A 14676-nucleotide genomic window follows, 5' to 3' on the forward strand; every position below is an offset into this window, starting at 1 on the left:
GGGTTCAGGATCCATCGAGCGGGGCGACCAGGGGGAGACGGCATGTGCGGCGGGGCCGGCGAGTGAAGTTCCTGCACACCTCCGACTGGCACCTCGGCCGGGCCTTCCACCGCGTGAACCTGCTCGGCGCCCAGGCCGCCTTCGTCGACCACCTCGTCGAGACCGTCCGCGAACACGAGGTCGACGCCGTGCTCGTCGCCGGTGACATCTACGACCGGGCCGTGCCCCCGCTGCCCGCCGTCGAGCTGTACGACCGGGCCCTGCACCGGCTCGCCGAGCTCGGCGTGCCCACCGTGATGATCTCCGGCAACCACGACTCCGCCCGCCGGCTCGGGGTCGGGGCCGGGCTCATCGACCGGGCCGGCATCCACCTCAGGACCGACCCGGACGGCTGCGCCGACCCCGTGGTGCTGGCCGACGTACACGGCGACGTGGCGCTGTACGGGCTGCCGTACCTGGAACCGGCGCTGGTGAAGGACCGGTTCGGTGCCGAGAAGGTGAGCCACGAGGCGGTTCTGGGCGCGGCCATGGACCGGATCCGGGCCGATTTGGCCACCCGACCGGTCGGGACCCGGTCCGTCGTCCTCGCGCACGCCTTCGTCACCGGCGGACAGGCCAGCGACAGCGAGCGCGACATCACCGTCGGCGGGGTCGAGGCCGTGCCCGCCTCCGTCTTCGACGGGGTCGACTACGCCGCCCTCGGCCACCTCCACGGCTGCCAGACGATCAACGAACGGGTCCGCTACTCCGGTTCCCCGATCGCCTACTCCTTCTCCGAGGTCGATCAGCGCAAGAGCATGTGGCTGATCGACATGGGAGGGGAAGGAGAGATCGTCCGCGCCGAGCGGATCGACACCCCCGTGCCGCGGGCCCTCGCGCGGCTGCGCGGGAAGCTGGAGGACCTGCTGGAGGACCCGGCGCACGCGGCGCACGAGGACGCCTGGGTCGAGGCCACCCTCACCGACCCCGTCCGCCCCGAGGACCCCATGGCCCGGCTCGCCGCCCGCTTCCCGCACACCCTCAGCCTCGCCTTCGACCCCGAAGGCCGCGAGGAGGACACCGGCGCCTCCTACGCCCAGCGGCTCAAGGGCCGCACCGACCAGGAGATCGCCGAGGACTTCGTCGCCCACGTACGGGGCGGCGGCCAGCCGGACGAGGCCGAACGGGCCGTGCTCCAGGGCGCCTTCGACCACGTACGGGCCGAGGACGGCCGGCGGGAGACCGGGGAGGCCCACCGATGAGACTCCACCGGCTCGAGCTCACCGCCTTCGGTCCCTTCGCCGAACCCCAGCGGATCGACTTCGACGCCCTGTCCGGCGCCGGGATCTTCCTCCTGCACGGGCCCACCGGCGCGGGCAAGACCTCCGTCCTCGACGCCGTCTGCTACGCCCTCTACGGCTCGGTGCCCGGCGCCCGCCAGGCCCCCGGAACCAGCCTGCGCAGCGATCACGCGGCCGCCGACACCCCCACCGAGGTCACCCTCGAACTCACCGCGGGCGGCCGCCGCCTGGAGATCACCCGGCGCCCCGAACAGGACCGCCCGAAGAAGCGCGGCACGGGTACGACGAAGGACAAGGCGCAGAGTTGGCTGCGCGAGCACACCTCCGACGGCTGGCAGGCGCTCAGCCGCTCCCACCAGGAGATCGGCGAGGAGATCGAGCAGCTGCTCGGCATGAGCCGCGAGCAGTTCTGCCAGGTCGTGCTGTTGCCGCAGGGGGAGTTCGCGCGCTTCCTGCGCGCCGACGAGGCGGCCCGCGGCCGGCTGCTCGGCCGGCTCTTCGACACCCGCCGCTTCGCCGCCGTCGAGGCCCTGCTCGGCGAACGCCGCCGGGCCGCAGAGGCCAAGGTGCGCGCCGGTGACGAGAAGGTGCTCCACACCGCGCAGCGGCTCGCCCAGGCCGCCGGGGACAGCGCCGACCTGCGGGCATGGCCGCTGCCAGGGCACCAGCCCGGAGACCCCGGGCTCGCCGAGGCCGTCCGGGCCTGGGCGGCCGTCGCCCGGTGCGCCGCCCGCGAGCGGCTCACCGTCGCCGAGTACGCGCTGGCCGCCGTCGAGGGCCGCCACGCCGCCGCCCGGCGCGCCGCCGAGGACGCGCGGGAACTCGACCGCCTCCAGCGCCGCCACGCGGAGACCGCCCGCCGGGCCGACGTGCTCGCCGCGGCGGCGCCCGAGCGGGAACGCGTGCGGGAGCTGCTGGACCGGGCCCGGCGGGGCGCCCTCGTGGCCCCCGCCCTGGAGCTGCGCGGCGCGGCCTCCGCCGCACACCTGGCCGCCGCGCACGCTGAGGCCGCCGCCCGGGCCGAGCTGCCGCCCACGCTGAGGGAGGCGGGCACCGAGCAGTTGGCCGCCGTCGAGCAGCGGCTGCGCGAGGAGCTCGGAGCCCTGGGCGCCGCCCACCGCTCCGAGCAGCGAAGCGCCGAGATCGGCCGTGAGCGGGCCGACCTGGAGCGCGAGGCCCGGGCCGCCGAGGAGCAGCACCAGGAATCCGCCGACTGGCTGGAGCGCTGGGACGCCACCCGGGCCGCCCTGACCGAGCGCGTCGACGCCGCCCAGCAGGCCGCGACCCTGGCCGAGCAGCTCGCCGGCAGGCTGGAACCGGCCCGGATGCACCTGAACGCCGCCCGCCGGCGGGACGAGCTGGCCGCCACCGCGGAGCGCACCGCCGGTGAACTGCTCTCCGTCCGCGAGGAGTCGGCCGCCGCCCGCGAGCGGTGGCTGGAGCTCAAGGAGGCCCGGCTGCGCGGCATCGCCGCCGAGCTGGCCGAGGCGCTGGTGCCGGGGGAGGCCTGCACCGTCTGCGGCTCGGCGGAGCACCCCGCTCCGGCCCGGCCCGCGCCCGGCCACGTGGACCGCGCCGCCGAGGACGCCGCCCACGACGCCTTCGAGCGGGCCGAGGCGGCCCGGGCCGCCGTCGAACGCCGGCTCGCCGCCGTCGAGCAGGCCCGCACCGAGGCCGCGGCCGCCGCCGGGGACGCCACCACCGCCGAACTGCTGGAACTGACCTCGGACCTGAGCTCCCGGCACGCCGCCGCCCACGCCGCGGCCGCCGGACTCCACGCCGCCCGCGAGCACCTCGCCCGCGCCGAGCGTGAGCACGCAGCGCGCAGCGCCGACCGGCTCGCCGCCGCCGAGCGCGCCGCGGCCCGGGTCTCCCGCCGCGAGGCACTGGACCGGGAACAGGCCTCGCTGGAGGCCGAGCTCGCGGTGGTGCGGGACGGCGCGCCCACCGTCGCCGCCCGCGCCCGGACCCTGGAGGACCGGGTCCGGATGGTCTCCGGGGCCGCGAACTCGCTGCGCCGGGCCGAGTCCACCGCCGCCCGGCTCAAGGAGGCCGACGACCAGCTCGCCGACGCCGCCTTCAGGGCCGGCTTCGACACCATCGGGGCCGCCGCCGACGCGGTCCTCCCCGAGTACGAGCGCACCGCGCTCCAACACCGGTCGGACGCCTGGCAGGCGGAGGAGGCCATGCTGGGGGACCGCCTCGGCGAGACCGACACCGTCGCGGCGGCAGCCCTGCCTCCGGCCGCGCCGGAGGAGGCCGAGGCGTACGCAGCCCAGGCCGCGGCGAAGCTTCGTACGGCAGGATCGGCAGTCGACGCGGCCCGGGTCCGGTGCAAGGACCTCGACGGGCTCTCCCGGCAGGCCGAGCAGGAACTGCGCGCCCTGGGCCCGCTGCGCGAGGCCTACGAGCGGGTGGCCCGGCTGGCCGGACTCACCGCGGGCACCTCCGCCGACAACGAGCGCAAGATGCGGCTGGAGGCGTACGTGCTGGCCGCGCGCCTGGAGCAGGTCGCCGCCGCCGCGACGGTACGGCTGCTGCGCATGTCCGGCGGCCGCTACACGCTGGTCCACTCCGACGCGCGGGGGAGCGGACGGGGCCGCTCCGGCCTCGGGCTGCACGTGGTCGACGCCTGGACGGGCAGCGAGCGGGACACCGCCACGCTGTCCGGCGGCGAGACCTTCTTCGCCTCGCTCGCCCTCGCGCTGGGCCTGGCCGACGTGGTCACCGACGAGGCGGGCGGCATGCGGCTGGACACCCTCTTCATCGACGAGGGCTTCGGCAGTCTCGACGACCAGGCGCTGGACGAGGTGCTCGACGTACTGGACTCGCTGCGCGAGCGGGACCGCAGCGTCGGCATCGTCAGCCACGTCGCCGACCTGCGGACCCGGGTGCAGGCCCAGCTGGAGATCGTCAAGCAGCGCGGGGGCTCGGTGGTGCGCCACCGCACGGCCGCGCTCACGGACTGAGCGGGCGCCGCGAGAGCGGGGAGGAGTAGACGATGCTGGTGGTCACCGGACCCAGTCCCGCGATCCGGCCCGTGACCTCCTCCAGGTGGCCCATCGACCGGGCGGCCACCTTGAGGACGAAGCAGTCGTCGCCCGTGACGTGATGGGCCTCCAGGATCTCGGAGGTGGCGTCCAGGAAGTCGTGGAACGGCTTGTAGTTGCCGTGCGGATAGCGCAGCCGCACCAGCGCCAGGATGGACTTGCCCAGCTTCTCGTGGTCGACCACGGCCGTGTAGCCGGTGATGATCCCGGCCTCCTCCAGCCGGCGGACCCGCTCGGTGACGGCGCTCGCGGACATCGAAACGGTGCGGGCGAGCTCGGTGAAGCTGGCGCGGCCGTCCTGCTGGAGGGCCGCCAGGATCCGCCAATCGGTGGCGTCGGGGGAATAACCGGTCATGGCGTAGGTCTAGCAGGGGATTCCCCGGGAGAACAAGACAAAGGCCGGGGAAAACCACTTCACGGGGTGATCAACAGTTCGTAGATTTTGAGCCATGACGACGACGAACAACACGACCGCCCCCGCCACCACCGCCAACCCCGTGCTCCGCGTCCCGCCGGCCAGCCCGGCCGCGGCCGCCGCCTACTTCGGAGCCAGCCTCGCCTTCCACGCGGACGTGTCGGATGTCGCCGCCGCCTTCAAGGCCCACCGTGAGCAGGGCGCCGAGCTCGGCTTCCAGCTGATCGACTCCCGCTCCACGCCCTCCTGGGACCAGGCCCACGTGCCCGGCGCCATCCACCTGCCCACGGCCCTTATCCCCGAGCAGGCCGAGCGGCTCCTCGACAAGAACGTCCCCGTGGTGACGTACTGCTGGGGCCCCGGCTGCAACGGCGGCACCCGCTCCGCCCTCGCCCTGGCCGAACTCGGCTTCCAGGTCAAGGAGATGCTCGGCGGCATCGAGTACTGGATCCGCGAGGGCTTCGAGGTCGAGACCTGGCAGGGCAACCAGCAGCGTGCCGAGGCCGACCCGCTGACCGCCCCGACCGACTCGGACGACTGCGGCTGCTGACGCAGAGACGTCACACGGACGGGGGGGGGGGGGGCGGGGGGCGCCGGGGGCCGCGCCCGCCCGGGGGGCGGCCCCCGCCCCCCGCCGCGGGGGGCGCGCGGGCGGGGCGGCCGGAGGGCGCCCCCCCCCGCCGGGTGGCCGGGGGGGGGGGGGTGCCGCGTCCCGGCCCCCGCGGGGCGGGCGCGGGCGCCCGGGCGGCCGCCCGCGCCCCGTCCGCCGTGTGGCCGCCACCGGGCGGTCAGAGCTTCGACAGCTCGTCCACCAGGTCGTCCAGCCCCAGCGAACCCTGCGACAGGGCCGCCATGTGCCAGGCCTTCAGGTCGAAGGAGTCGCCGTGCGCGGCCCGCGCGTTGTCCCGGCCCAGCAGCCAGGCGCGCTCGCCCAGCTTGTACCCGATCGCCTGCCCCGGCATCGACAGGTAGCGGGTCAGCTCGCTGACCACGAAGTCCGCGGGACGACCGCTGTGCAGGCCGAAGAACTCCTGCGCGAGGTCCGGGGTCCAGGTCTCGCCCGGGTGGAACGGCGAGTCCGCCGGGATCTCCAGGCCCAGGTGCATGCCGATGTCCACGATGACCCGCGCCGCGCGCATCATCTGGCAGTCCAGGTAACCCAGACGCTGCTCGGCGTCCTTGAGGTAGCCCAGCTCGTCCATCAGCCGCTCCGCGTACAGCGCCCAGCCCTCGGCGTTGGCGCTGACGATGCCGACGGTGGCCTGGTAGCGCGAGAGCCGGTCCGCCACGTGCGTCCACTGCGCGAGCTGCAGGTGGTGGCCGGGAACGCCCTCGTGGTACCAGGTGGACACCAGGTCGTACACGGGGAAGCGGGTCTGGCCCATCGTGGGCAGCCAGGTGCGGCCCGGGCGGGAGAAGTCCTCCGAGGGGGAGGTGTAGTACGGCGCTGCGGCGCCGCCCGGCGGGGCGATCCGGGACTCCACCTTCCGGACCCGCTCGGCGAGTTCGAAGTGGGTGCCGTCGAGGTTCTCGATGGCCTCGTCCATCAGGCCCTGGAGCCAGGCCTGGACCTCGTCCACGCCCTCGATGTGGGTGCCGTGGTCGTCCAGGTGCCTCAGCGCCTCCCACGGACCGGCGCCCGGGAGGATCTTCTCCGCCTCGGTCTTCATCTCGGCGAGCAGCCGGTGGTATTCGGACCAGCCGTAGGCGTACGCCTCGTCCAGGTCCAGGTCCGTGCCGTTGAAGTAGCGCGACCAGCGGGCGTACCGCTCGCGGCCCACCGTGTCCGGCTTGCCCTCGACGGCCGGGGCGTAGACCGCGCTCATCCAGTCGCGCAGCGCGATGACGGCGGCGGTGGCGCCGGCGGCCGCCTCGTCCAGTTCGGCGCGCAGGGTGTCGGGGCCGGCGGAGGCGAAGTCCTGGAAGAAGGCGGGCTCGTCGTCCTCGCCGGCCCAGGTGGTGAGCTGGTCGATCATGGTGGTGGTGGCGCGCGGACCGCCGTACAGACCGCGCTCCAGGCCGAGGCCGAGGCTCTCGCGGTAGCCGTCGAACGCGGCCGGTACGGCGCGCAGCCGCTCGACGATCGCGGCCCAGTCCTCGTCGGTGTCGGCGGGGGTCAGGGTGAAGACCTCGCGGACGGAGTGCGCGGGGCTGTGGATGTTGCTGACCGCACACAGGTCCTCGTCGGCCTCGTGGACCGCGAGTTCGGCGGTGAGGCGTTCGCGGAGCAGGCGGGCGCAGCGGCGCTCGGTGTCGCTGTCGGCGCCCGGCAGCCGCTCGGCGGCGTCGAGGCGGGCGAGGGTGGTGCGGGAGAGTTCGGCGATGGCCGCGCGGCCGGCCGGTGAGAAGTCGGGGAGTTGGCCGGAGCTCGCGGCTACACCGAGGTAGGTGCCGGTGATCGGGTCGAGGGCGATGAGGTCGTCGACGTATGCGTCGGCCACCTGGCGGGGCAGCCGGGAAGCGCTGCCGGCGTGGAGGATCTCTGACATACGGCCATCTTCTTATGTGAGACGGGCTCGCGTCATTACTGTTTGGCGTCAGCCTGCTGACGTGGCAGGGATCGGCCCCTCCAAGGCCGGGCGGGCTACGGGAGCTCGTACCGGTGCTCGTACGGAACCTCGTCGGGCAGTTCGTAGGGCAGCCGGGACCTGACCGGGGTGGCGTCGAGCCGGGCCGTGATCACCAGGGTGCCCTCCTCGATCTGGTAGTCGAGGGGGAGGCCCAGGCCGCGCATGGCGGCGACCATGCCGGTGTTGGAGGCCTGCGTGACGGCGTACACGCTGTCGCAGCCGGCCTCGACGGCCATGGAGACCAGCCGGCGCAGCAGTTCGGAGCCGATGCCGCGGCGCTGCCAGTCGTCCTCGATGAGGAGCGCGACCTCGGTTTCGTCGCCGTCCCACAGCAGGTGGCCGAGGGCGACGAGCTTGCCGGAGGCGGTGGTGGCGGCGAGGGTGCGGCCGAAGCGGGGGCTCAGGAGGTGGCCGAGGTAGCGGTCGGCGTCGGCGACGGGGCCGTGGTAGCGCAGCGACAGGGTGCGCTCGGAGCAGCGGTCGTGCATCGCGCGGGCCGCGGCCTGATCGGAGCCGTCGGCCCGGCGGACGGTGATCTCGTTGCCCTCGGGCAGCGTCAGGACGTCCTGGCTGCGCGGGACGCGGGGGCCGAGCCGTGCGTCGAGCTCCACCAGCGCGCGGGCGCGGGCGAACTCGGTCGGGGTGAAGGGGAGGTAGGGCCGCTCCACGGTGATCGCGCCGCCCGAGGGGTCGCGCAGCCGCATGACGGTGGCCTCCAGGACCCCTTCGACGGGGGCGTCGGCACCGGCGTTGGGGCGGCCCGAGAGGGTGGTCGCCGGGATGGAGTGGATGGTGCAGCGGCCGAGCAGCTGGCGCAGGGCGAGGGGGAGTTCGGCGGCGTCCAGCGCGGTGCGGGTGGCCAGGCCCAGCACGCGGGTCGGGGTGTCGACGAGGTCGTGGGCGTCGGCGCGCTCGATCCAGGTGCTGCGGCCGCCGGCCCCGGCGATGGCGCGGGTGAGGTCGGCGGAGGGCAGCTCCTGCGGGGCGCGGAGCAGGAACTCGTCGACGGTGCCGCCCTCCGGGAGCGGGTGGGTCTGGAGGGTGAGGATGTCGACGCCGCTCCGGGCGAGGGCGGTGCAGAGCGCGGCCAGGGAGCCGGGCTCGTCACGCACGGTGGTGCGCATCCGCCACAGGCTGGTGGTGGCAGCGGTCGCGGTGGTGGTGGTTGGTGGCGGTGTGCCCTCCGGGGGCGGCGCATGGCTGTGGCGGCGCGCCCACCAGGTGTGGAAGGCGGCCGTGACCAGGAGTGCCACGGCCGAGGCGACCAGCAGGATCGGACCCCTCGGGCCGTGCACGACGAGATTGGCGATGCTGTCGGCGACCGCGACGGCGCAGAAGAGCGCGGCGAGTTCGACGACGTCGCGGCGCCAGTGGTGGCGGTGGGGACGCTGGGCTGAGGCATGAATACGGTCAGTCATGCACACCACTGTGGCGTAGGGGTGTTGCGTGATCACGAACGATCTGTGTCCGACTGGTTAAGTATCCATCTGGCCGATTTCACCCAGTTTTCCGTCCCATTTCCGGTGTCACTGACCCACGCGGCCGGGCTGCAGGGTCCGGGTGAAGAGGACGCCGCCGCCCTGGCGCCGCAGCCGGACCGTGAGCTCCCCGCCGTCGCCGTCGATGTCGACCTCTCCGTAGTACGGGGGGTTCTCCGAGGGTGACATGTTGGCGACCGGGGCCGACTGGACGTACGCGGTCTCCGGGCCGAAGGTGGCGTCGAGCCGCCCGGCCGGGAAGCCGCCGGCGCCGATCGGGCCGGAGACGAACTCCCAGAACGGCGCGAAATCGGTGAAGGCCGCCCGCTCGGGCGCGTAGTGGTTCGCGGCGGTGTAGTGGACGTCGGCGGTGAGCCAGAGGGTGCCGGTGATGCGCTGCCGCTTGATGTGGCGCAGGAGTTCGGCGATCTGGAGCTCGCGGCCCAGCGGGGCGCCGGGGTCGCCCTGCGCGACGGCCTCGAAGTTCGTCGCCCCGTCGGGGACGACGATGCCCAGCGGCATGTCGGAGGCGATCACCTTCCAGGTCGCGCGGGAGCGGGAGAGCTCGCGCATGAGCCAGGCCAGCTGCTCGGGGCCGAGGATGCCGATGGGGTCCTCGGTCTGCGCGTCCGGGGAGTTGGCGTTGCGGTAGGTGCGCATGTCGAGCACGAACACGTCGAGCAGCGGGCCGTAGCGCATCACGCGGTACATCCGGCCCTCGGCGCGTCCGCCGCGCAGGTCGGTGACCGGGAAGTACTCGCCGAAGGCCTGGCGGGCGCGGCGGGCGAGCGTGTCGGCGTCCCTGACGGTGTAGCGGGGGTCGTCGATCAGCTGGCCCGGGTACCAGTTGTTGCGCACTTCGTGGTCGTCCCACTGGGCCAGGACCGGGACCTGGGCGTTGAAGTCGCGCAGGTTGCGATCGAGCAGGTTGTAGCGGAAGTTCCCGCGGAACTCGGCGAGGGTCTCCGCCACCTTCGACTTCTCCTCGGTGGTGACGTTGCGCCACAGGCTGCCGTCGCGCAGGGGCACGGAGGCCCTTATCGGCCCGTCGGCGTAGATCGTGTCCCCGCTGAAGAGGAAGAAGTCGGGGTCGCGCAGCCGCATTTCGTCGAAGACGCGGTAGCCGCCGAGGTCGGGGTTGATGCCCCAGCCCTGGCCCGCCAGGTCGCCGGACCACAGGAAGCGCACGTCGCGGCGGCGGGAGACGGGCGTGGTGCGGAAGGTGCCGTGGACCGGCTCGCCCGTGCGGCGCGGGTCGTCGGGGTCGGCCAGCAGGACCCGGTAGTGAATCTGCTGTCCGGGCGGGTGGTCGCGCAGGACGGTGGTGCCGGTGAAGTCGGTGGCCGGGCCGAGCAGCGGGCCGTGGTGGCGGCGTACGGCGTAACGGAACGCCTCGCTCGGGGAGGTCTCGACGTACATCCGCGCGGGGCGGTCGGAGCGGGTCCAGACCGTGGCCGCATGGGCGGTGATCTCGCCGGTCTGGACGCCCCAGAGCGCGCACGGCTGGCCGGAGCGGGCGAAGGAGGGGGCCGCGAACGCCGGAGCGGCGAGCAGTACGGACGACAGGGCGAGGGAACCGCCGATGAGGGTCCGTCGGGTGTGCGGGTTCGATGCCATCGGTGTGTCTCCAGGGGCCGGCGAGGACGGGCCGAACAAGCGTGCCGCCGCACACCGGCCCGGCCGCGTCTCCCACGCGAACCCCGGATGAACAGCCGTCAGCAGCTCATCCCGTCGTACGGGTTGCGCTCCGGGCCGTGTCCAGGATCACCCGGGCGACGAGCGCCGGATCGTCGTTCATCGGCACGTGTCCGCAGCCTGGGAGCCGGATCAACCGGGCGCCGGGGAGGGTGTGCTTGGCGCGTACGCCCTGGCGGCGCAGCAGCAGCCGGTCGCGGGTCCCCCAGGCGATGGTGACCGGCAGGCCGGGCACGTCGTCGGTGAACCGTACGGAGCCGCCCGCCGCCAGGGTCTCCTCGAAGCCGGTGGCGTCGCGCAGCGCAAGCGTCTCGGCGACCACGGCCGCGGGCGAACGGCGCGCCGGGCGGGCGTAGATGGTGCCGGTCAGCGCCGTGCGGCCGACGGCGCTGCGGGAGAGGCGGTCCACCGCGCGGCGGGGCAGCGCCTTGGCGCCGGCGCGCATCGCGAGGAGGGTGGCGAAGGCGTAGCGGCGCTCTCCCTCCGTCCAGAACCCGGCGGGGGAGAGGGCGGTGACCGAGCGGACCAGGCCGCCGCGGCCCATTTCGAGCGCGAGCAGGCCGCCGAGGGAGTTGCCCGCGACGTGGGGGCGCCCGACGCCGAGCGCCGTGCAGAGCGCACCGAGCGCGGGGGCGACGGTGCCCAGGCCATACGGAACCCCTTCGGGCAGCGGCTCCGAGGCTCCGAAGCCGGGGAGGTCGACGGCGATCACGTCGTACTCGGCGGCCAGGATGTCGGTCACCGGGTGCCAGGCCTGGAGGTGGTGGCCGATGCCGTGCAGCAGGAGAAGCGGTTCGCCCGCGCCCTTGCGCTCGTAGGCGACGGTGGCGGTGCGCGGGCCCAGCGGCGAATCGATCGTGAAGGAGACCGTGGCGGTCATGCTGCTCCTCGTCGGGTGGACGCGTGTGAGACAGGCTGTCAGTAATGCCTACCGCCATGACTACCGCCCGGTAGCCCTTGACTACAAGGCCTCGGGGCACACGAGGTGCGCGAGAACATCCTGTGAACGGCTTGATACGTATGCCCGATCTGCCCGACAAAGGCCTGAGCATTGGTCTTGACCAAGGGGGTGCACCGTCCTATCGTCGCAGGGATAGTGCAGGAACCTTTAATAAACAAAGGCGCGGAACTGCCGCTGGGACACACGGCGAGTGCGGCGATGGCAGGAGGAGTCAGGGTGGGGACCACGCAGCTCGAAACGGTGCCGGAGCCGAAGTACTGGCACCTCAAGACCGTCCTCAGCGAAGCGCTCGACCAGGACTTCGCCGTCGGCGAGGTCCTGCCCAACGAGCGTGAGCTCGCCGCCCGTTTCGGGGTCGCCCGCGCGACCCTGCGCCAGGCACTTGAGCAGCTGGAGCTCGAAGGCCGGCTCCAGCGCCGCCGCGGAGTCGGCACCACCGTCGCCCCGCCGCGCGTGGGTGTCGCCGTCGGCAGTACGCAGCACGGCTGGCCCGGCGAAGGTGTCGACGGCTGGGAGCCGGTGGACGCGGCCGAGACCCTGCCGCCGGCCGCCGTGCGCGCGCTCCTCGGTACGGGCGGTGCCGGTGCCTTCGCCGCCGACCAGCCCGTCCACACCGTGCGCCGGACCAGGGTCACCCAGGGCCAGGCCGTCGCCGCCGAACTGCTCTACGTGCCCGCCGCCTCCGTGCCCGGGCTCACCGCCATCGAGGCCCCGGCCGGACCCGCCCGCGCCCGGGCCGTCCTGCGCGAGCTCCAGCGGCTGGTCCTCGAGGGCCAGGACCGCTCGGTCGAGCTCGGCTCCGCCCGCGCCGACGACGCCAAGGAACTGGACCGGCTGCCCGGCGCGCCGGTACTCCTGGTCACGACCCGCTACTTCACCGCCGCGGGCACGGCCGCCGTGTCGGTGGCCACGTACCGCGCCGACACCTGCCGCCTGACCTTCGGCGACTCGGGCGACGTCGAGATCACCCACGAACCGCGCGTGGCTTCCTGACCTACCCTGCCCCTGATGCCCGCCGGCGCCTGTCGGCGGGCATCGCCATGCCGGACGCCTGGCCGGGGTCGTGTCGCCTGGCCGGGGCGCGGTGGCGGTGTGTGCTCGTGCGGGGCCACGTGCCCCGGGCCGTCGGTCGGCCGGGGCGCGGTGGCGGCGCGTGGTCGTGCCGGGGTGAGTGCCCGGGCCGTCGGTCAGCGGGGCGGTCATCGCCGTGCCTGGCTCCTGCCGGGGCCGTCGCCTGGCGGCGGTGGTGAGCCGAGTCCCGGCTCCTGCCCAGGGGCGGCGATACGGTCAGCGGCGGCGGGTCGTGACCGTCTTCTCCACCGCGAAGAGCTCTTCCTCCACGTGGTCCAGCGCGAGCCGGAGCGCCCCGGTGGCCACCGCGGCCTCGCCGAGCAGGGACTGGGCCACCCGGGGCGGCCGCAGGCAGTAGCGCGCCAGCTCCTGGCGGAGGGGGTCCAGCACCCCGTCGAGCCCGGCCGCCCAGCCGCCGACGACGACCAGCTCCGGATCCATCGCCAGCACCAGCGCCGCCACGTCGTGCACCAGCCGCTGGATGAACCGCTCCACGGCGGCCACCGCCCGCTCGTCGCCCCGCTTGGCCATCGCGAAGACCTCGGCGACGGCGGCTTCGTCCAGCGGATGCAGAGGTTCACCGGTGGTCGACAGCAACCTCTCGGGAGTGGCCTCCCGGCCCAGCAGGTGCAGCGCGCCGATCTCGCCGGCCGCCCCGCCGAAGCCCCGGTGCAGCCGGCCGCCGATCAGCGAGCCCGCGCCGGGGCTGAGCCCCGCCATCACGAACACCATGTCGTCGGAGTCCTGCGCGGCGCCCTTCCAGTGCTCGGCGACCGCCGCCGCGTTCGCATCGTTCTCCACCCGCACCGGGCAGCGGAACGAGCGCCGCAGCCGCTCCCCGAGCGGCAGACCGGTCCAGCCGGGCAGCGCCGTGCCGAGGCGGACCGTGCCGTCGGCCTCCACGATCCCGGGGCTGCCGACGCCGACCGCGCGCAGCGAGTCCCGGGGCACCCCGGCCCGGCGCAGCAGATCCGCGACCGCCGCCCGTACCCGCTCGAGCCGCTCGTCGGCCGTGGCCGACTCGGCGACGTCCTTGGTACCGGCGCCGATGACCCGTCCGTCCAGCCCGGACAGCAGCACGGCGATCCGGTGCGCGCCGATCTCTATGCCCAGCAGGTGCCCCGCCTCGGCCCGGAACCGGAACCTGCGTGCGGGCCGGCCCTGCCTGCGCGCGCCCTCCTCCGCATCGGCCTCGACGACGAGCCCGGTCCCGATCAGCCCCTCCACGACACCTTCGACGGTGGGTCGGGAGAGCCCGGTCACCCGGGTCAGGTCGGTGAGGGTCGGCGATTCGGCCGCGCGCAGCGCCCGCAGCACCACGGCGGAATTGATCCGCCGGAGCAGAGAGGGGTCCCCGCCGGTCAGCTGCCCCAACGTGTGTCCTCCCAGCTAGCGAGCCTGTCAGCCGGATCGTACTGTGCCCCCGTCGAGACGGCGAGAACCAGCCCCCCATCGGCCGGAACCCGACCCTCCCCTCACGCCGGGGAGACGAACCCCGACTCCCTCACGCGGGGGAGACGAACCCCGACTCGTACGCCGTGATCACCGCCTGGGTCCGGTCCCGCGCCCCCAGCTTCGCCAGGACCGCACTGACATGGGACTTCACGGTCTCGGTGCCGATGATCAGCTCGCGGGCGATCTCGACATTGGTCAGCCCCCGTGCCATGAGCCGCAGGACGGCCTCCTCGCGGTCGGTCAGGGCCGCCCGCTCCAGCACGGCCCGGGCCTGCCGGTTGCCGTACTCCGCGGCCAGCGCCCGCACCGCGGCGGGGAAGAGCAGCGTCTCGCCCTCCGCCACCAGCCGTACCGCGTGCACGATCTCCGAAGGCCGCGCCCGCTTGAGCAGGAACCCGTCCGCGCCGGCCCGCAGTGCCTGGTAGACGTACTCGTCGTTCTCGAAGGTGGTCACCACCAGGATTTTCGGCGGGGAGTCCACACCGCGCAGGACCGCCCGGGTCGCCTCGATGCCGTCGAGCAGGGGCATCCGTACGTCCATCGCCACGACATCGGGTCGCAGTTGCCGGACGAGCGGGACGACCGAGGCCCCGTCGGCAGCCTCACCCACCACTTCGATGTCGGGCTGGGCTTCGAGGACGGCACGCAGACCCGCGCGCACCAGGGGTTCGTCGTCGACGAGCAGTACGGTGACCGGCATC

Annotated in this window: 11 protein-coding genes; 4 read left to right on the top strand and 7 right to left on the bottom strand. The window is 74.2% G+C overall.

Annotated features, from left to right (window positions below; all coding sequences use genetic code 11):
* Positions 1-62: 62 nt before the first annotated feature.
* Complete coding sequence (locus ACGFYU_RS03365) at positions 63-1241, top strand: exonuclease SbcCD subunit D (protein ID WP_393825527.1); 1179 nt, start codon at positions 63-65, stop codon at positions 1239-1241.
* Positions 1238-4249: an AAA family ATPase gene (locus ACGFYU_RS03370; protein WP_393825528.1), complete on the top strand. Its 3012-nt coding sequence runs from the start codon at positions 1238-1240 to the stop codon at positions 4247-4249. Before ACGFYU_RS03365 ends, ACGFYU_RS03370 begins: the two co-directional genes overlap by 4 nt.
* On the opposite strand, the gene ACGFYU_RS03375 is transcribed toward ACGFYU_RS03370, so the two are convergent.
* Positions 4239-4685, bottom strand: coding sequence for an Lrp/AsnC family transcriptional regulator (locus ACGFYU_RS03375; RefSeq protein WP_393825529.1), 447 nt, complete (start codon positions 4683-4685; stop codon positions 4239-4241). The two genes, ACGFYU_RS03370 and ACGFYU_RS03375, sit on opposite strands and share 11 nt — an antisense overlap.
* 94 nt (positions 4686-4779) lie before the next feature.
* Between ACGFYU_RS03375 and ACGFYU_RS03380 the strand changes: the two genes are divergently transcribed.
* Positions 4780-5295, top strand: coding sequence for a rhodanese-like domain-containing protein (locus tag ACGFYU_RS03380; protein WP_393825530.1), 516 nt, complete (start codon positions 4780-4782; stop codon positions 5293-5295).
* Between the two features lie 238 nt (positions 5296-5533).
* On the opposite strand, the gene ACGFYU_RS03385 is transcribed toward ACGFYU_RS03380, so the two are convergent.
* From ACGFYU_RS03385 to ACGFYU_RS03400, 4 genes are all read right to left on the bottom strand, one after another.
* Positions 5534-7234, bottom strand: coding sequence for a DUF885 domain-containing protein (locus ACGFYU_RS03385; RefSeq protein ID WP_393825531.1), 1701 nt, complete (start codon positions 7232-7234; stop codon positions 5534-5536).
* A 95-nt stretch (positions 7235-7329) separates the two neighbouring features.
* Positions 7330-8733 (bottom strand): GNAT family N-acetyltransferase, encoded by a 1404-nt coding sequence (locus tag ACGFYU_RS03390; protein WP_393825532.1) that lies wholly within the window; start codon positions 8731-8733, stop codon positions 7330-7332.
* A gap of 108 nt (positions 8734-8841) precedes the next feature.
* Positions 8842-10410, bottom strand: a complete 1569-nt coding sequence (locus tag ACGFYU_RS03395; RefSeq protein ID WP_393825533.1) for an alkaline phosphatase D family protein — start codon at positions 10408-10410, stop codon at positions 8842-8844.
* 106 nt (positions 10411-10516) lie between these two features.
* Positions 10517-11368, bottom strand: coding sequence for an alpha/beta fold hydrolase (locus ACGFYU_RS03400; RefSeq protein WP_393825534.1), 852 nt, complete (start codon positions 11366-11368; stop codon positions 10517-10519).
* 297 nt (positions 11369-11665) lie between these two features.
* On the opposite strand from ACGFYU_RS03400, the gene ACGFYU_RS03405 reads away from it, so the two are divergent.
* The gene (locus tag ACGFYU_RS03405; protein ID WP_393825535.1) at positions 11666-12442 is read left to right on the top strand and encodes a GntR family transcriptional regulator; all 777 of its coding nucleotides are present in this window, start codon (positions 11666-11668) and stop codon (positions 12440-12442) included.
* 294 nt (positions 12443-12736) lie between these two features.
* Here ACGFYU_RS03405 and ACGFYU_RS03410 read toward each other — a convergent pair whose 3' ends face one another.
* Positions 12737-13894 carry an ROK family transcriptional regulator gene (locus tag ACGFYU_RS03410; protein ID WP_393825536.1) on the bottom strand — a complete coding sequence of 386 codons (1158 nt, stop codon included), beginning with the start codon at positions 13892-13894 and terminating at the stop codon, positions 12737-12739.
* 130 nt (positions 13895-14024) lie between these two features.
* Positions 14025-14675, bottom strand: a complete 651-nt coding sequence (locus tag ACGFYU_RS03415) for a response regulator (RefSeq protein ID WP_393825537.1) — start codon at positions 14673-14675, stop codon at positions 14025-14027.
* Position 14676: the final 1 nt, after the last annotated feature.

Origin of the sequence: Streptomyces sp. NPDC048337 (genome assembly GCF_043201175.1) — a bacterium.
Lineage (GTDB): Bacteria > Actinomycetota > Actinomycetes > Streptomycetales > Streptomycetaceae > Streptomyces.